We start from the raw sequence: 17,464 nt of genomic DNA, 5'->3' as shown, positions 1-17,464 counted from the left end.
AAAATTATTTAAAAAAATATGTAACAATTTTCATTGTGATGAATCAAAAGGAAAACTTTTAAAAATCACAACTTATGAAAACTGTTACATTTTTTATTTTATCACTTGTAAGTTCATTAGTAACTTCAATGTACGCTCAAAAATCATTTGACGTTACTATCAAAGGAAAAGGAGAACCAGTCTTTCTTTTTCCAGGCTTTGGATGTACGGGCGAACTTTGGAACGACACTGTTTCCGAACTTTCTAAAACTAACGAATGCCACATTTTTACTTTTGCCGGTTTTGGTGATGTTACTCCAATTGAAATGCCTTGGTTTTCCACTATCAAAGAAGAAGTTATTACTTATACCAAATCAAACAAAATCAATAAACCAACTTTAATTGGGCATAGTTTAGGTGGAACTTTAAGTTATTGGTTGGCATCTTCTGAACCCGATTTATTTAAAAGAGTGATTGCTGTTGATGCTCTTCCCTGCTCTGCCGCCTTAATGATTCCGAATTACAAAGGAGAAAAAATTCCGTACGATAATCCGCAAAGCAAAATGATGTTGCAAATGGATGATGCTGCTTTTAAAGGAATGAATGCACAACAAGTTCAGTTTATGTGTAAAAATCAAGAAAAGCAAAAAGTAATTATTGAAATGATGAATAAAGCCGATCGAAAAACCTACATCAATGGTTATATTGATATGTTGAATTTAGATTTGAGAGAAGAAATTTCAAAAATAAAAGTTCCTGTGATTATCTTAGCTGCTACATTTCCTGATAAAGCTACGGTTGAAAAAACCTATCAAGCACAATTCGAAAAATTACCTTCAGTTAAAATAAGTTATGCCGAAAATGCTGCTCATTTTGTAATGTATGATCAACCGGAATGGTTTAGAAAAAATTTAATCGAAAATTTAAACTAACTTGGAAAAGCAAGCCCAATTTAACGAATTATTCAATACACATTATCCCAAGGTTTTGCGATTATGTAAAGGATATTTCAATGGCGATGCTGATTTGGCAGCCGATGCTTCCCAAGAAGTTTTCATTAAAGTTTGGGAGAATTTAGATTCTTTTAGAAATGAATCCGGTATTAGCACGTGGATTTTCAGAATTACCGTAAACACTTGTTTGGTTTATTTACGAAAGAAATCAACGAAAAAAGAAATTCGTTCTGAACAATTTCCAAACCTTGAATCCGAAAATTATTCTCCTGAAATTGAAGAAAAATTGAGCAAAATGTATGCTTGTATTCAAAAACTGGAAGAAATGGGAAAAATGATTATTCTAATGGCTTTAGAAGGAATGGATTACAGCGAAATTGCTCAAGTTGTTGGTTTGACCGAAGAAACGCTTCGAGTTCGAATTCATCGCATAAAAAAAAGTTTAACTCAATGTGTACAAAAATGACAGAATTTAATAACATACAAGAAATTTGGAATTCGCAATCGGATTCAAAACCAAGTACAACTGCTTCCGCATTGATTGCTAAAGCGAATGAACATACCAAAACCTTAAAACATAATCATTATTGGACAATCGGAATTATTTCTGTGACCGTTTTAATTCTATTATTTTACTTTTTTTGGACTAATTCGCATCAATTTAATTCTTTAACAATTGGTTTGAGTGTGATGATTGGTATGTTGATTTTTAGAATTATTTTGGAAATCAATAGTTCTACCAAATTAAAAAGCATAAAACCGGATGTATCATTAGTAGACTATTCTCAAAAAGTAAAATCATTTTATGAATGGCGAAAAAAGATTCATCTAATTCTAACACCAATCATCTACATCAGCTATTTTATTGGTTTTACAATGCTTTTGCCGACTTTTAAAGCCAATTTCAGCAACGGATTTTATATGTATTGTTTGGTAAGTGGTTATGGATTTTTCTTTGTCTTTGGCTATTTTTTAATCAAACAAATAAGGAAAGAATTAAAATTGATTGAATTTCTTAATCAGGTGAAATAATTTTAAGATTGAATGTTACAATAATACAATTGATTCGTCTTCAATTTATTATTAATCAAAAAACAATCAATTATGAAAAATTTAATTTGTGTTTTAGCTGTTCTTTTTATCTCAATTTCTTCTTTTGCTCAATCTTTTGAAAAATTAGAAAAAGATGAAAATGTAACCAAAGTTGTAGTAAGCAAAGGATTATTTTCACTTATTGGAAAAGTATCCGACAAGAAAAACTTGACTACTGAAGACAAAAAAGTAATGGATTTTATTGACCGAATAAAATCATTTAAAATGTACACTTCTACCGGAAATACGCAACGTAATGAAATGAAAGCAATTGCCGGAAAGTACCGTAAATCTAAAGAATTTGAAGAATTAATGCGAATTAATGATGGCGGAAAAGAAGTAGAATTTTTAGTAAAAACCGGAAAAAAAGATGAAATTTCAGAACTCATAATGTTTGTGGAAGGTTCCGGCGATAATGAATCGGTTATTTTTCAACTTTCATTGAGTTAATTAGTATGGCTTAATAGTCAAAAATAGTTGATAAAACAACTGTGATGTATTATAAAATATGATGTTCCCAAAAGTTTATTGAAATTAGTTTCAATAAACTTTTTCTATTTATAAATAAATTTGAAAATCTATTCTTGATTTTGGCATAATTGAATAAACCTCTCCTCAATCCTTTCAATATCTTTAATCGATTTTTTAGCCCAATCAATTCGTTTTAAAAAAATTTCTTCTTCACTCAATTTCCAATCTAATTCTGAATTTCGCAATCGACTTGTCAAATTTTGTAAAATAATTGCCGCTGCCACCGAAATATTCAAACTTTCAGAAAAACCCACCATCGGAATTTTCAAAAAACAATCGGCCTGAGCCATTACTTCTTCCGATAAGCCATCACGTTCGGTTCCAAAAAACAACGCTGATTTTTTAGAAACATCAAAATCATCCAACAAACACGAATCAATATGAGGCGAAGTTGCTACAATTTGATATCCTTTTTCTTTCAAAGCATTTATACATGATTGATTCGTTTGATATTGATGTACATCTACCCATTTTTGAGCTCCCATCGCAATTTCTGCATCAATACTTTTACCAAATTTCTGTTCTACTACATGAAGTTCCTGAATTCCAAACACATCACAGCTTCGCATCACAGCACTCGTATTATGCATTTGAAAAACATCTTCAATAGCAACCGTAAAATGTTTTGTTCTAAATTGTAGTACTTCTAAAAACTTTGCTTTTCTGTTTTCGGTTAAAAAGTCCTCTAGATAAATAAGGTATTCATTCGTTTTTATCATTTCATTCATACAAAATTGGTTTTTAAATCTTAAGTTGTTATCTTGGCTACTTCAAAAAAAGCTAAATATGACACAAGAAGAATTATTGCCCCTAATTTACAAAAAAGATGATAGGGCGTTCACACTTTTGTATGACATGTACTCAAAAAGTCTCTTTGGTGTAATTAGTAACTTAATTAAAGAACGTGAAGAAGCCGAAGATGTTCTCCAAGATGTATTTGTAAAAATCTGGAAAAACATCGATTCTTACAGCGAAGACAAGGGTCGGTTCTACACCTGGATTGTCAATATTGCTCGAAATAGTTCCATCGACAAACTTCGTTCTAAAGGATTTAACAATAGTCAAAAAAACCTATCGGCAGATAATTTCGTACATCTACTTGACGATAACACAAGACTGAACAATAAGATTGATTCCATCGGGATTCAAGAATTTGTTAAAAAATTAAAACCTAAATGCATTAAGATTATCGACTTATTATTCTTCAAAGGATTCACCCAACAAGAAGCGTCAGACGAACTCGAAATTCCGTTAGGAACCGTTAAAACACAAAACAGAAACTGTATTAACGAATTAAGAAACTTATTACAAGTATCATGAGTACACAAGAGTATATAGAATCAGGAATTCTGGAATTGTATGTCTACGGTAAACTAAACGACTCCGAAATTGAAGAGGTCGTAAAGATGGCCAAACAACATGCGGAAATTAAAGCGGAAATCATTGAGATTGAAAACGCAATGGTTTATCTGTCAGGAAGCGTTGCACCTCGTTTGTCCGGCAAAAACTATGAAGCCATCAAACAACAAATTTTTGGTGACACGACCAAAGTTGTTGAATTGAAACCGGAAACAAAACGAAAAGCAAATTTCAGTCAATACCTTGGATGGGCGGCCGCAATTGTTTTCCTTGTGGGAGGCGGCTATTTATACCAACAAGTTGAAGGTAAAAAAGAAGCTATTGCAAACATCGAAAAAGAAAAAGGTAAATTACAAGAAGCCGTTGTTGATTTGGAATTGAAAAACAAAGCAAACGAAGAAGCTCTTGCATTGGTTAGAGATCCAAAAAATACTATTGTTCCGTTAGCTGGTCAGGAAGTTTCGCCAACATCATTTGCAAAAGTATATTGGAATCAGGAAACCCAAACAGTTTATGTAGACGGAGCCGGTTTACCGGAACCACCGGAAGGATATGTGTATCAAGTTTGGGCTTTAAAATTAAACCCTTTAACACCATTAAGCATTGGTCTCTTGGATGACTTTAAAGGAGATAATAAACGAATCTTCGCTGTGGATAATGTTGTAGAAGCCGAAGCCTTCGGAATCACGCTCGAACCCGCCGGTGGAAGTGTAAGTCCAACTTTAGAGCAGTTGTACACCTTAGGAAAAGTATAAAAATTTATATTTCAAAACCCTTTCACATTGAGAGGGTTTCTTTTTACGTATGAAAAAATTAGTAGTTTTAAGCGGAGCCGGAATTAGTGCCGAAAGTGGTATCAAAACCTTTCGTGATGCATACGGACTGTGGGAAGGCCATGACATCATGGAAGTGGCTTCACCTTTGGGTTGGAATAATAATCCCGAATTAGTATTAGATTTTTATAACAAAAGAAGAAAGCAATTGCTTGAAGTGCAACCCAATCAAGGGCATTATATTTTAGCCGAATTAGAAAAATATTTTGATGTGCATATCATCACTCAAAACGTAGATAATTTACATGAAAAAGCAGGAAGCACCAAAGTTTTACATTTACATGGCGAACTTTTAAAAGTAAAAAGCACAAATGATGAAAATTATATTTTAGATTGGAATGACGATTTAACCTCTGCTCATAAAGATCCTAACGGAAACCAAATGCGACCTCATATTGTTTGGTTTGGCGAAGATGTTCCTGCCATTGAAGAAGCGATTGATTTAGCTGAAGTAGCAGACTATTTCATTGTTATTGGCACTTCGCTTCAAGTTTATCCTGCAGCAGGAATTATGCATTACACTCGACCTGAAACACCAGTTTTTTATATCGATCCAAAACCGGCAAGTGTTGTTCAATTAGCGAATCCGTTAGAAATTATTCCGCTTTCCGGTTCAGAAGGAATGATGATGTTGAAAGAGCGATTATTGCTGTTGAAATAATTATTTTAAGAAAATATTCTTCCAAACTTTGTAATAAAATCCGATAATTATAAGTGTAAAAGCTAACGGAATTCCGGTTTCAACCAATTCTTCCGGTCTGTTATCCAAAAACAAATGAAGAATAAAAATATTGAATATAATAGGTAATAAAACAATTGCTCCTAATAATCTGGTTCTCGGAATAAGCAACAAAATTCCAGACAAAACCTGAAAAAATCCAACTACTTTTAACATTCCTGACTGACACATTCCGGTAATAACCTGCTGATATACTAACGGAATTGTACTAGTTTCGTCATACACTTTACAAGGTGACAAAAAATGTTTATTCACTCCTTTGTAAATAAAAAATAGTCCTAAAATGATGCTTAACACAACAATCAAAAGTTCAAAACCTCTCTTCATGTTTTTTTTATTTTTAATTAATCTAAATTGCAATTGCAATATTACTCTATTTTTATAAAAAAACAACATATTGAACAAACTTTTTCATTTCCTTTTCTTGACTATAAAAACTATATTTGCACTTCGAATAAAACCTGACAAATTCAGAAAATCAACCCAACAACACAACTACTATGCATCCTTTAAATGAACTTAACGCCATTTCTCCAATAGACGGAAGATACCGCAATAAAACCGTTTCGTTAGCAGCTTACTTTTCAGAAGAAGCTCTAATAAAATACAGAGTTTTGGTTGAAATTGAATATTTTATTGCTCTTTGTCAACTTCCTTTACCACAATTAAAATCGGTTGATGCAAGTGTTTATGAAAAACTGAGAGATTTGTATCGGAATTTTTCAACTGAAGATGCCTTATCTATCAAAGAAATTGAAAAAACGACCAATCACGATGTAAAAGCAGTTGAATATTTTATCAAAAATGGATTTGACAAATTAGGTTTAGAAAATCACAAAGAATTTATTCATTTTGGGTTAACGTCACAAGACATCAATAATACAGCGATTCCGCTTTCTGTGAAAGAGAGTTTTGAAAAAGTATATTTACCACTTTTAGTCAATGTCATTTCAAAATTAAAAGACTTGAGTCAGGAATGGAGAGATGTTCCAATGCTTGCACGCACACACGGGCAGCCTGCCTCTCCTACCCGCTTAGGAAAAGAATTTGGTGTTTTTGTAGAACGTTTAGAAGAACAAATGCGTCAGTTATTCAATATTCCTTTTGCAGCAAAATTTGGTGGTGCAACCGGAAATTATAATGCTCACCATGTGGCTTATCCTCAAATTGATTGGAAAAAATTCGGAACTCAATTTGTTGAGGATACATTAGGACTTCATCATTCTTTCCCAACCACTCAAATTGAACATTACGATCATATTGCTGCTTATTTTGATTGTTTAAAGAGAATCAATACCATTTTAATTGATTTAGACAGAGACATTTGGACGTATGTTTCTATGGATTATTTCAAACAAAAAATCAAAGCCGGAGAAATTGGTTCATCGGCTATGCCACATAAAGTAAACCCAATTGATTTTGAAAATTCGGAAGGAAATTTAGGTATTGCCAATGCAATTTTTGAACATCTTTCTGCCAAATTGCCACTTTCTCGTTTGCAAAGAGATTTAACCGACAGTACCGTTTTACGAAACATCGGAGTACCAATCGGTCATACATTAATTGGTTTTGAAGCCACTTTAAAAGGATTAGATAAATTGTTATTAAATCCATCCAAATTAGAAGAAGATTTAGAACGAAATTGGGCTGTTGTAGCCGAAGCAATTCAAACCATTTTACGTAGAGAAGGTTATCCAAATCCGTATGAAGCGTTGAAAGGTTTAACCAGAACCAATGAAGTGATGAATCAAAAAACCATTCATGCTTTTATCGAAACATTAGAAGTTTCTAATGAAATTAAAGCGGAATTACTTCAAATCACACCATCCAATTATTTGGGAATTTAATCTTATTTTGTTAAAGTTGCATTGCTTTTTTATTGAAAAAAAGTTGTAGTTTTGAGCATGCCACAAAATAAAATATTAATTCTATTTGCTCATCCTTTGTATGAAAAGTCGTTTGTGAATCAAACATTGGTTAGTCATATTCCAAAGTCAAACCACATTACTTTTCATGATTTATATGAAGAATATCCTGAATTTGATATCGACGTAAAAAGAGAACAAGCCTTGCTTGAAAAGCACGATATTATCATTTGGCATCATCCTTTGTACTGGTATAGTTGTCCGCCATTGCTCAAACAATGGATAGACATGGTTTTAGAATATGATTGGGCTTACGGCAAAAAAGGGAAAGCATTGCAAAATAAAATGATTTTTCAGGCAATTACGACCGGTGGTTTAAAAGAAAATTACTGCGAAACCGGACGAGATCGTTTTACAATCCCGGATTTATTAGAACCATTTAATCAAACCGCAAAAGTGTGCAATATGATTTATCTTCCGCCATTTGTTGTGCATGGAACCCATAAAATGAATGAAGAAGAAGCAATTAATCATGCTAAAACATACGCTGAATTATTACTTTTTCTGACCAAAAACGAAATCAATTCAGAAGAAATCAATAGTAATTTCTATATGAATGAATGGTTTTTAAAAATAAAATCAAATGGATAACGGATTTTTTATACAAGCCATCATCTATTTAACTTCGGCCATTGTTTGTGTTCCGATAGCTAAAAAATTGGGATTAAGTTCCATCTTAGGCTATCTTTTTGCAGGAATTTTTATTGGTCCGTTTGTGTTAGGTTATATTGGTAACGAAGGTGAAGACATCATGCATTTTGCCGAATTTGGTGTGGTTATGATGCTATTCCTTATCGGATTGGAGCTTGATCCCTACAAATTCTGGAAGATGCGAAAATTCATCCTCGGAATGGGTTCTATGCAATTAATTGGAAGTGCGATTGTCATATTTATACTTTGTCAACTTTTCTTAGATTGGTCTTGGCAAACCACGGTTGTTATTGCTTTGGCACTTTCGCTTTCCTCCACTGCGATTGTTTTACAAACTTTAAAAGAAAAAGGACTTTCGCAAACTTCGATGGGAAGATCTTCTTTTGCCGTTTTACTTTTTCAAGATATTGCTGTGATTCCAATTTTGGCGATTATTCCGCTAATGGTTTCGGGAAGTACTGTTGAGGCAGAGAATTTGCATTCTTCATTAATATCCGATTTTGATGCTTGGATTCAAACAGTTATTGTTACAGCAACAATTATTGCTGTTTATTTTAGTGGAAGATTGTTGGTAATTCCTGTTCTTCGAATGGTTGCCAAAACGCGTTTGCAAGAATTATTTACTGCTTCGGCTCTTTTGTTGGTAGTTGCGGTTTCCTATTTAATGCAAATGGTTGGATTAAGTCCGGCTCTTGGTGCTTTTTTAGCCGGAGTTGTATTAGCTAATTCAGAATTCAGACATGAGTTGGAAGGCGATATTGCTCCATTTAAAGGATTGCTGTTAGGTTTATTTTTTATTGGCGTTGGTGCTTCCATCAACTTTAAATTAATTATTGAAAATCCAATATTTATACTAGTTTTTGGAGCAATTTTTACAGCGGTCAAGTTTTTTGTGCTTTTTGGAATAGGAAAATTTTATAAAAAAAGTAATGACCAAAATTTATTATTTTCTTTTGGATTAAGTCAAGCCGGTGAATTTGGATTTGTAATTCTGAGTTTCTCCATGCAATTGAATATTTTACCAAATATTTTAGCCAATCAAATGATGGCAATTATTGCATTGAGTATGCTTTCGACTCCTTTTTTACTTTTAATTAATGAAAAATGGATAGATCCTTATTTTGGAGTTAAAGAAAAAGAAGATAGAAAACAGGATGAAATTGATGAACATAACGAAGTTATCATTGCCGGATTTGGACATTTTGGAAGTACAATTGGTCGTTTGCTACGTGCAAATGGAGTAAGTGCAACCATTTTAGATCATGATTCAGATCGCGTTGATTTACTCCGTAAAATGGGCTTTAAAGTTTATTATGGCGATGCTACTCGATTAGAATTACTCAAAGCAGCCGGAGCCGAAGATGCCAAAATTTTTATTGCCGCCATTGATAATCCGGAAGTAAATTTAAGTGTGGTTGAAATTTTGCGGAAACATTTTCCACACCTGAACATTTTAACCCGAGCCAGAAATCGAGTGGATGCGTATGAATTAATTGATCATGGCGTTGATAAAATTTACCGTGAAACCCTTTATACTGCCGTTCATTTAGGCGTTGATGCGTTGACGCAACTTGGGCACAGAAAATATTCTGCTACTCGACAAGGACAGCGTTTTATCAAATATGACGAAGCTGCCATTCGAAAATTAGCCGCCAAACGACATGATAAAATGGCTTACTTGGCCACAGTGAAAGACGAAATTGAAATGCAGGAACAATTATTAAAAAGTGACATGCTTATCAATTTTTCAGCAACGGACCATGCTTGGGATAGTGAACATTTGAAAAAACAGATTTCAGAATAATTTTCATAAAAAACCACGAAATCAATTGAATTCGTGGTTTTTAAATTTTGGTTTATTTTTTGTTATTCTAACATAAATGTCACATTAATGTTAGTTAAAATTTCAATTTCACCAATAGCTAAGGTTTCTTGAGAAGAATCCATCGCTTCTGCTTTCATCATCACATTTCTGTACATTTGTGGTTGATACATCGGTTGAGAATTATCCGTAATCAAGATTGCTTTCCCAACTTTTTGATTTAAAGCAGATGCAAAATCTTCCGCTTTTTTCTTAGCATCCAAAACAGCTTGTTTTCTGGCAGTTACTTTGTGCTCTTCTAATTTAGATGATTTAAACTCTACACCATTAATGTTATTAATTCCCGTGTCAACCAATCCCATCATTAATTCATCATATTTTTTGATGTCTTTTAAAGTAATTGTGATGGATTGTGACGCTTGAAAATTATGTTTCTTTTTTTCATAATCATACGATTTGTATAAACTCACATTTGTAGTTTGAAAATCGGAAGTTGGAATACCAAATTTTTTGATATACTTCACCACTTTATCCACTGTTTCATCGTTCATTTTTTTTACTTCAGCTGCATCTTTCCCAGTGTTTTGAACACCTAAATTGATGACAACTTGGTCTGGAGCAACTTTTACTTTTCCTTCTCCGGAAACGGAAATCTGAGGAACAATTTTGTTTTCTTGTGCATTCATTGACGTAGCTACTAACGTTAATAAAATAATAATTGACTTTTTCATATTGATTAGGTTTATTTTTCAGAAAACATTCAATTTGTATGCCAAAACAATCGTTTGATGTATTTGTTGATGTATTTCTTTTGATTTTTAATGACGAAGCTAAACTAACTTATTCTTCTATAAGAAATTATAAAAAATAAAAAAATCAAATTTTTCCCATCTTAGCCAAAATAAATAAAATGACAATCGGAATGGCAAGTAAAACAACCATCAACGTATTTTCTGTCAGCAATTGAGGTTCTTTAGCTATTGTGATTAAATAGCCACCAATCGCACCACCAAAGTGAGCCGTGTGACCAATATTATCATTTCTGGATTTCATTCCATAAATAGAATAGAGCAAATAACCTATTCCAAAAATATAAGCCGGAATTGGAATTGGAATAAAAAACAGAAATAAATTCATATCCGGTCTAAGCAATATGGCAGCATACAAAATTCCCGTTACAGCTCCTGAAGCTCCAACCGCTCTGTAGTGATATTCATCTTTATGAAATTGCAATGTTAATAAACTTCCACAAAGTAAACTTCCAAAATAAACCATTAAAAAAGAAGGTACTCCTAAAAAAGCAATTACTGTTGGTGCAAAAAAATACAAGGTTAACATATTGAAAGCCAAATGAGCAATATCCACATGCAAAAAAGCAGAGGTAATCATACGAAGATGTTCACCCGCACGAATGCTACCAATGTGGAATTCATACTTTCTAAAGAAAAACTGATCGTCAAATGCTTTAAAACTGATTAATGCATTTGCCACGATAATGACAATTAAAGCGATATTCATACTAAATTTTTAGAATTGTAAAAATAGCAATTGTTTCTTTACCATTTGTTAAACCTTGATTTATAAAACCTGAAATTACTGTATATTTGCAAAAATTATTGGCATGCAATTTCTTGTTTATATTTTACTTTATCCTATTCTTTGGTTAATTTCGATTTTGCCTAACCGACTATTCTATTTTTTTTCTGATTTTATCTGTTTTATTGTTTATCGAATAATTCGTTATCGAATAAAAACAGTTCGAAACAATATCGCCATCGCTTTACCGCATTTAAATGGGAAAGAAAGATTGGAAATTGAAAAAAAATCCTATCAGCATTTGTGTGATTTATTTTTAGAAATGATTAAAACCTTGACTATTTCTGAGGAAGAAATGGACAAACGTTTCGTCATAACTAATATTGAATTACCAAAAGAATATGAAAAAAAAGGAAAAAGTATCGCTTTGATGACCGGTCATTATGCTAGTTATGAATGGTCTATTTCTATGAATAAACATTTTACGCATCGTGCTTTTGCTATTTATAAAAAAATCGCCAATCCTTACTTTGATAAATTAGTGCGTGCTATTCGTTCAAAATTTGGAGCGTCACTTATTACAACAAAAGAGACGATTCCTACTATAGAAAAGAATCATCAAAACAATTTACTTTCAATCTACGGATTTGCCAGTGATCAGTCACCAAAATCGTCGCGTGCCTTTCATTGGGGAACTTTTTTTGGTATAGAAACACCTTTGCAAACCGGTGCAGAAATGTTGGCTAAAAAATATGATATGACAATGTTGTATCTTAAAATTAAGAAAGTAAAAAGAGGGTATTATGAAGCTTCTTTTGAAGAATTAACAGAAAATCCTAATCAGTTTCCTGATTTTGAAATTACCGATTTATTTATGAAAAAACTGGAAGCACAAATTTTGGAAGCTCCTGAATATTACCTTTGGTCGCACAAGCGATTTAAAGTGAAAAAATAGAACCTACAAGAACCAACCTTTTACCATTTCTTTTTCTAAAACCAAATCATTTTTATGACGGAAGTTGTTTGATTTTCCATCATACAAATAATCCTCAGCCCAAGTTGAGTGATTTTCAGCTAATTGTTTGATGCTTTCGCAAACAAATTTAATTTCTTCGGATGTTGTAGTTGGATGAATCGACATTCTAATCCATCCCGGTTTTTTAATTAAATCGCCTGATGAAATTTGACAAACCAATTCATTCGAAGTTTCTTCATCAACATGAAGCAAATAATGCCCATAAGTTCCTGCACAACTGCAACCGCCGCGGGTTTGAATTCCAAATTTATCATTCAGAATTTTTACACCTAAATTAAAATGTAAATCTTTTATGTAAAAAGAAATCACACCCAATCGATCTTTATGTTGATTGGCTAAGATGGATAAATTTTCAACATTTTCAAGTTGTTCAAAAACATAATCAACCAATTCGTGCTCGCGATCAAGAATATTTTGAACACCCATTTTTTCCTTTAACTGAATAGCTAAAGCGGTTTTAATAACTTGCAAAAAGCCAGGTGTTCCACCATCTTCTCTGTCTTCAATATTGTCGATGTATTTGTGTCCACCCCACGGATTTGTCCAAGAAACAGTTCCTCCTCCGGGACAATCCGGAACATTATTTTTGTATAAATTTTTATTAAAAACCAAAACTCCTGAAGTTCCCGGTCCGCCTAAAAATTTATGTGGAGAAAAGAAAATAGCATCTAAATACCCCTCATTATCGGGATGCATATCAATCTCAACATAAGGTCCGGAACAAGCAAAATCAACGAAACAAACACCATTATTTTGGTGCATTATTTTAGCTACTTCGTGATAAGGTGTTTTAATTCCTGTTACATTGGAGCAAGAGGTTATGGATGCTATTTTGAAACTTCTATCGCTATATGCTTCAACTAATTTTTTAAATTCATTAAGACAAAAAAGCCCTTCTGAATCGGCAGGAATCAAGACAACATCCGCAATTGTTTCTAACCAAGAAGTTTGGTTAGAATGATGTTCCATGTGCGAAATAAACACTATTGGTTTAATCGCTTTTGGAATTTCGGTAAACTCTTTTAAATTTTCAGCAATACGTAAACCCAAAATGCGTTGAAATTTATTCACAACTCCGGTCATACCAGTTCCATCTGTAATCAACACATCATTTTCATTGGCGTTCACATGCTTTTTGATGATGTTTCTCGCTTGATGATAAGCCATCGTCATTGCTGTACCGGAAATCGTTGTTTCGGTATGCGTATTGGCAACATACGGACCAAACTCGTTCATCAATTTTTCTTCAATCGGACGATATAATCTTCCACTGGCAGTCCAATCCGTATAAACCATTTTTTGCTTACCAAAAGGCGAAACAAATTCCTGATTGATTCCGATGATATTTTCACGAAATTGTTGAAAATACAATTCCAGTTGCGTTGTCATTTCCGTAGTAATCATAACAAAAGAGTTTGGACAAAGATACATTTTTTTGGTAATTTCTATCATTAAAACCAACTCGCTTGAAGTGTTAAAATAATTAAAATGTAGATTTTTGATTCTATTATTAAAGTATATTTGAATAGTGTTTTTTAATTTAGCTAATATGACAAACTATTTACTTTCGATTATTTTCATTTCTTCAATTGCTTCATCACAAAATAATAATTCGGTTGAACCGGCTTTTGAATTCCTTTCAAACTACCATCACGTAAGAGATTTTACGATTTCATCCAATCAAAATGAAGCCTATTTTTCGATAGTGAGTCCGAATGAAAAATTATCGGCAATTGCATTTATGAAAAAAGTAAAAGACCAATGGAGCAAACCGGAATTAGTTTCTTTTACAGGGAAATATAAGGATTTAGAACCTTTTTTATCAACTGATGGATTACGAATGTATTTTGCTTCCAATCGACCTTTAACAGAAAATGGCGAAGCAAAAGATTATGATATTTGGTATGTGGAACGAAAAAACATCAGAAGTGAATGGTCTGCTCCTATCAATATTGGAAGTCCGATAAACACTACTGCAGATGAATTCTATCCTACAGTAGCAAATAATAAGAACCTTTATTACACCTCTGATTCTGATAAATCAATGGGAAAAGATGATATTTTCATGAGTGTTTGGAATGGAAAAAATTATGAAAATCCGATTCGTTTAGATGAAAGCATTAATAGTAAAGGTTATGAATTCAATGCATACATTTCACATGATGAAACGTTCTTGATTTATACAATTTATGGTTCGCCCGAAGGTTTGGGAAGCGGAGATTTATATATTAGTTTTAAAGATGCTGATGGCAATTGGAAAAAATCATTCAACTTAAAAGAATTCAATTCTGAAAGTATGGATTATTGTCCGTTTTATGATGCTTCTACACAAACGTTATATTTTACAAGTAAAAGAAGTCTTCCAACTACAAAATCCTTTCAAAACCTAAAAGAATTTGAATCAGAAATTCAGAAATACCAAAACGGCTTAAGTAGAATTTATAAAGTTTCGTTGAAAGACGTTTTAGAAAAAAATTAAAACCATGAAAAAATTCATAATCCTTTTTCTTCTTTTTTCATATTTAATTTCTATTGGTCAAACCATTCAAAACAACAATTACGGAACAACCGGCTATATTAAAAACGATGGAACTATTCAAGACAGAAACTACAGAACCGTTGGTTATATCAAAGAAAACGGAACTATTCAAAACAGCAATTATTCCACAATTGGATACATCAAAAGCGACGGAACCATTCAAAACAACAATTATTCTACTGTTGGTTATGTAAAAGAAAACGGAACGGTTCAAAATAACAACTATTCCACTTTAGGTTACATCAAAGAAGACGGAACCGTTCAAAACAACAATTATTCTACTATTGGCTATGCCAAAGGAGTCAAAAAAGAATGGGCTGCCGTGGTGTTTTTCTTTTTTAAGTTTGATTAATTCCGCTTCAGTTTCTTCTTCAAAAACAAATTCACATCATTATTAATCGATTGAACATTCCAATTGGTTTGTTCATTAATTCTATCGGTAAACAAAATTCCGTTTAAATGATCTTCTTCATGTTGAAAAATAACGGCGGTAAAACCTTCTATCATTTCTTCTTTAAAATTTCCTTTTAAATCAAAATAAGTGACTTTGATGGTATAATTTCGATAGACATCGCCTCGGTCTTCGGGAATAGAGAGACACCCTTCCATGCCTTTTCGCAACAAATCCGATTGCCAAACAATTTTTGGGTTGATGTAAAACTCAAACGGTTCGCCGGGTTTATCTAATCGTTGCACCCAAAATAAATTTCTATTAATTCCAACTTGTGGAGCGGCAATACCTATTCCGGGATTGGCAGGATTTCGCATGGCCAAATACATTCTTTTGGCAATATGTGGAATTAATTTATCTTTCGGATTCACATCGGTTGAAACCGCTTTCAAAATTTTCAATTCATTGGGTTCAGTTATCTGAATTACTTTGAACATTTGGGTTGAATCGGCTTCCAAAATAAAATCACGTTCTTCTTTAGTGAACTTTTGAGAAAAAGCCACAATCGAAATCAATAAAAAAGAAACCAGAATTGAATTTTTCATTTTATTTTGAGATAACAGCTTTAATTTCGTCAATGATTCGCAAAGCCAATGCATCTGCTGCTTGTTGCGTTGGAGCTTCCGTATAAATTCGAATGATTGGCTCTGTATTCGATTTACGCAAATGAACCCATTCGTTTGCAAAATCAATTTTTACACCATCAATAGTAGAAATTTGTTCGTGAGCATATTTAGCTGTCATCTCAACCAAAATAGCATCCACATCAATTTCAGGAGTTAGTTCAATTTTATTTTTACTCATATAATATTGTGGATACGAAGCACGAAGTTCCGCCACAGTAACATCCAAATTGGCTAAATGCGTCAAAAATAAAGCTACACCCACCAAACTATCACGACCATAATGCGACTCAGGATAAATGATTCCGCCGTTTCCTTCTCCACCGATAATGGCGTTGGTAGATTTCATTAATTCCACCACATTTACCTCACCAACAGCACTGGCTTGGTATTTACCGTTGTGTTTTTCAGTAATATCGCGTAAAGCTCTTGAAGAAGACATGTTAGAAACTGTATTTCCGGGCGTTTTACTCAACACATAATCGGCCACGGCAACTAAAGTATATTCTTCTCCAAACATTTCACCATCATTTGAAATAAACGCTAAACGATCCACATCCGGATCAACTACAATTCCGAAATCGGCTTTTTCTTTCACAACCAATTCGCAAATATCGCCTAAATGCTCTTTCAAAGGTTCAGGATTGTGAGGAAAATGTCCGTTTGGTTCACAATACAATTTCACGACTTCCACACCCATTTGTTCTAGTAAATTTGGAATAATGATTCCGCCAGAAGAATTTACACCATCAACCACCACTTTAAATTTTCGTTTGGCAACCGCTTCAGCATCAACTAAAGGCAAATTCAACACTTCGTCAATGTGAATATCCATGTAGGCATCATTCACAGTAACTTCACCTAAACTATCTACATCAGAAAAATCAAATGCTTCACTTTCTGCAATTTCAAGGATTTTAACACCTTCCGCACCATTTAAAAATTCACCTTTTTCATTCAATAATTTCAATGCATTCCATTGTTTTGGATTGTGCGAAGCGGTTAGAATAATTCCGCCATCAGCCTTTTCCATCGGAACGGCAATTTCAACCGTTGGCGTTGTAGAAAGCCCTAAATCAATTACATCAATACCTAATCCAATCAACGTGTTCATCACTAAATTATGAATCATCGGACCGGAAATTCGAGCATCACGACCAATAACCACTTTCAATTTTCTTCCAGCTTCCATCTTCCCTCTTCCCTCTTTTAAAAAAGTTCCGTAGGCTGAAGCAAATTTTACTGCATCCACCGGAGTGAGATTATCACCTACTTTTCCGCCAATTGTTCCTCTAATGCCTGAAATTGATTTAATTAATGTCATTGAATATATTTTTGATTATATTTTTAAATTGAAAAACACGACAAAGATAAAGAATTGAAATGTTGTAAAAG

At 33.1% G+C, this 17,464-nt stretch carries 20 protein-coding genes; 13 read left to right on the top strand and 7 right to left on the bottom strand.

The features are described 5' to 3' along the window. Positions 1 to 74: 74 nt before the first annotated feature. From M0M57_RS14750 to M0M57_RS14735, 4 genes are all read left to right on the top strand, one after another. Positions 75 to 911 carry an alpha/beta fold hydrolase gene (locus tag M0M57_RS14750; RefSeq protein WP_248433831.1) on the top strand — a complete coding sequence of 279 codons (837 nt, stop codon included), beginning with the start codon at positions 75 to 77 and terminating at the stop codon, positions 909 to 911. Between the two features lies 1 nt (position 912). Beyond that, positions 913 to 1,398 (top strand): RNA polymerase sigma factor, encoded by a 486-nt coding sequence (locus M0M57_RS14745; RefSeq protein WP_248433830.1) that lies wholly within the window; start codon positions 913 to 915, stop codon positions 1,396 to 1,398. Then, positions 1,395 to 1,964, top strand: a complete 570-nt coding sequence (locus M0M57_RS14740; RefSeq protein WP_248433829.1) for a hypothetical protein — start codon at positions 1,395 to 1,397, stop codon at positions 1,962 to 1,964. Before M0M57_RS14745 ends, M0M57_RS14740 begins: the two co-directional genes overlap by 4 nt. A gap of 72 nt (positions 1,965 to 2,036) precedes the next feature. Further along, positions 2,037 to 2,474, top strand: a complete 438-nt coding sequence (locus tag M0M57_RS14735) for a DUF4252 domain-containing protein (protein WP_248433828.1) — start codon at positions 2,037 to 2,039, stop codon at positions 2,472 to 2,474. 128 nt (positions 2,475 to 2,602) lie between these two features. Here the strand turns inward: M0M57_RS14735 and M0M57_RS14730 are convergent, their stop codons facing one another. Next, positions 2,603 to 3,283: a TrmH family RNA methyltransferase gene (locus M0M57_RS14730; protein ID WP_248433827.1), complete on the bottom strand. Its 681-nt coding sequence runs from the start codon at positions 3,281 to 3,283 to the stop codon at positions 2,603 to 2,605. A 58-nt stretch (positions 3,284 to 3,341) separates the two neighbouring features. Here M0M57_RS14730 and M0M57_RS14725 point away from each other — a divergent pair, with 58 nt between their 5' ends. The 3 genes from M0M57_RS14725 to M0M57_RS14715 are packed head-to-tail and all read left to right on the top strand — an operon-like array spanning position 3,342 to position 5,408. After that, on the top strand, positions 3,342 to 3,875 hold the full coding sequence (locus M0M57_RS14725; protein ID WP_248433826.1) for an RNA polymerase sigma factor: 534 nt from the start codon (positions 3,342 to 3,344) through the stop codon (positions 3,873 to 3,875). Continuing rightward, positions 3,872 to 4,669: an anti-sigma factor gene (locus tag M0M57_RS14720; protein ID WP_248433825.1), complete on the top strand. Its 798-nt coding sequence runs from the start codon at positions 3,872 to 3,874 to the stop codon at positions 4,667 to 4,669. Before M0M57_RS14725 ends, M0M57_RS14720 begins: the two co-directional genes overlap by 4 nt. A 49-nt stretch (positions 4,670 to 4,718) precedes the next feature. Further along, the gene (locus M0M57_RS14715; protein ID WP_248433824.1) at positions 4,719 to 5,408 is read left to right on the top strand and encodes an SIR2 family NAD-dependent protein deacylase; all 690 of its coding nucleotides are present in this window, start codon (positions 4,719 to 4,721) and stop codon (positions 5,406 to 5,408) included. On the opposite strand, the gene M0M57_RS14710 is transcribed toward M0M57_RS14715, so the two are convergent. Next, positions 5,409 to 5,813 carry a DoxX family protein gene (locus M0M57_RS14710; RefSeq protein WP_248433823.1) on the bottom strand — a complete coding sequence of 135 codons (405 nt, stop codon included), beginning with the start codon at positions 5,811 to 5,813 and terminating at the stop codon, positions 5,409 to 5,411. It abuts the gene before it with no gap. 173 nt (positions 5,814 to 5,986) lie between these two features. On the opposite strand from M0M57_RS14710, the gene purB reads away from it, so the two are divergent. Genes purB through M0M57_RS14695 form a run of 3 tightly spaced genes read left to right on the top strand, consistent with a single transcriptional unit; the run spans position 5,987 to position 9,866 of the window. Then, positions 5,987 to 7,333, top strand: a complete 1,347-nt coding sequence (gene purB, locus M0M57_RS14705) for an adenylosuccinate lyase (protein ID WP_248433822.1) — start codon at positions 5,987 to 5,989, stop codon at positions 7,331 to 7,333. A gap of 57 nt (positions 7,334 to 7,390) precedes the next feature. Continuing rightward, positions 7,391 to 8,002, top strand: a complete 612-nt coding sequence (locus tag M0M57_RS14700; RefSeq protein WP_248433821.1) for an NAD(P)H-dependent oxidoreductase — start codon at positions 7,391 to 7,393, stop codon at positions 8,000 to 8,002. Further along, positions 7,995 to 9,866 (top strand): monovalent cation:proton antiporter-2 (CPA2) family protein, encoded by a 1,872-nt coding sequence (locus tag M0M57_RS14695; protein WP_248433820.1) that lies wholly within the window; start codon positions 7,995 to 7,997, stop codon positions 9,864 to 9,866. Before M0M57_RS14700 ends, M0M57_RS14695 begins: the two co-directional genes overlap by 8 nt. Before the next feature lie 62 nt (positions 9,867 to 9,928). Here M0M57_RS14695 and M0M57_RS14690 read toward each other — a convergent pair whose 3' ends face one another. Beyond that, the gene (locus tag M0M57_RS14690) at positions 9,929 to 10,615 is read right to left on the bottom strand and encodes an SIMPL domain-containing protein (RefSeq protein ID WP_248433819.1); all 687 of its coding nucleotides are present in this window, start codon (positions 10,613 to 10,615) and stop codon (positions 9,929 to 9,931) included. A gap of 145 nt (positions 10,616 to 10,760) precedes the next feature. Further along, positions 10,761 to 11,402: a rhomboid family intramembrane serine protease gene (locus tag M0M57_RS14685; protein ID WP_248433818.1), complete on the bottom strand. Its 642-nt coding sequence runs from the start codon at positions 11,400 to 11,402 to the stop codon at positions 10,761 to 10,763. Between the two features lie 103 nt (positions 11,403 to 11,505). On the opposite strand from M0M57_RS14685, the gene M0M57_RS14680 reads away from it, so the two are divergent. Next, positions 11,506 to 12,375 (top strand): lysophospholipid acyltransferase family protein, encoded by an 870-nt coding sequence (locus M0M57_RS14680; protein WP_248433817.1) that lies wholly within the window; start codon positions 11,506 to 11,508, stop codon positions 12,373 to 12,375. Positions 12,376 to 12,378: 3 nt separating this feature from the next. Here M0M57_RS14680 and M0M57_RS14675 read toward each other — a convergent pair whose 3' ends face one another. Beyond that, positions 12,379 to 13,860 (bottom strand): aminotransferase class V-fold PLP-dependent enzyme, encoded by a 1,482-nt coding sequence (locus M0M57_RS14675; protein ID WP_248433816.1) that lies wholly within the window; start codon positions 13,858 to 13,860, stop codon positions 12,379 to 12,381. A 145-nt stretch (positions 13,861 to 14,005) separates the two neighbouring features. Here M0M57_RS14675 and M0M57_RS14670 point away from each other — a divergent pair, with 145 nt between their 5' ends. After that, positions 14,006 to 14,935: a TolB-like translocation protein gene (locus tag M0M57_RS14670; RefSeq protein WP_248433815.1), complete on the top strand. Its 930-nt coding sequence runs from the start codon at positions 14,006 to 14,008 to the stop codon at positions 14,933 to 14,935. Between the two features lie 4 nt (positions 14,936 to 14,939). After that, positions 14,940 to 15,347, top strand: a complete 408-nt coding sequence (locus M0M57_RS14665) for a 5-fold beta-flower protein (protein ID WP_248433814.1) — start codon at positions 14,940 to 14,942, stop codon at positions 15,345 to 15,347. Here the strand turns inward: M0M57_RS14665 and def are convergent. Further along, positions 15,344 to 15,991, bottom strand: coding sequence for a peptide deformylase (gene def / locus M0M57_RS14660; RefSeq protein WP_248433812.1), 648 nt, complete (start codon positions 15,989 to 15,991; stop codon positions 15,344 to 15,346). The genes M0M57_RS14665 and def overlap by 4 nt on opposite strands. A gap of 1 nt (position 15,992) precedes the next feature. Beyond that, the gene (glmM, locus tag M0M57_RS14655) at positions 15,993 to 17,393 is read right to left on the bottom strand and encodes a phosphoglucosamine mutase (RefSeq protein WP_248433811.1); all 1,401 of its coding nucleotides are present in this window, start codon (positions 17,391 to 17,393) and stop codon (positions 15,993 to 15,995) included. Positions 17,394 to 17,464 lie beyond the last annotated feature (71 nt).

The organism is Flavobacterium azooxidireducens, assembly GCF_023195775.1.
Lineage (GTDB): Bacteria > Bacteroidota > Bacteroidia > Flavobacteriales > Flavobacteriaceae > Flavobacterium > Flavobacterium azooxidireducens.
This window is presented reverse-complemented; position numbering and strand designations above follow the sequence as displayed.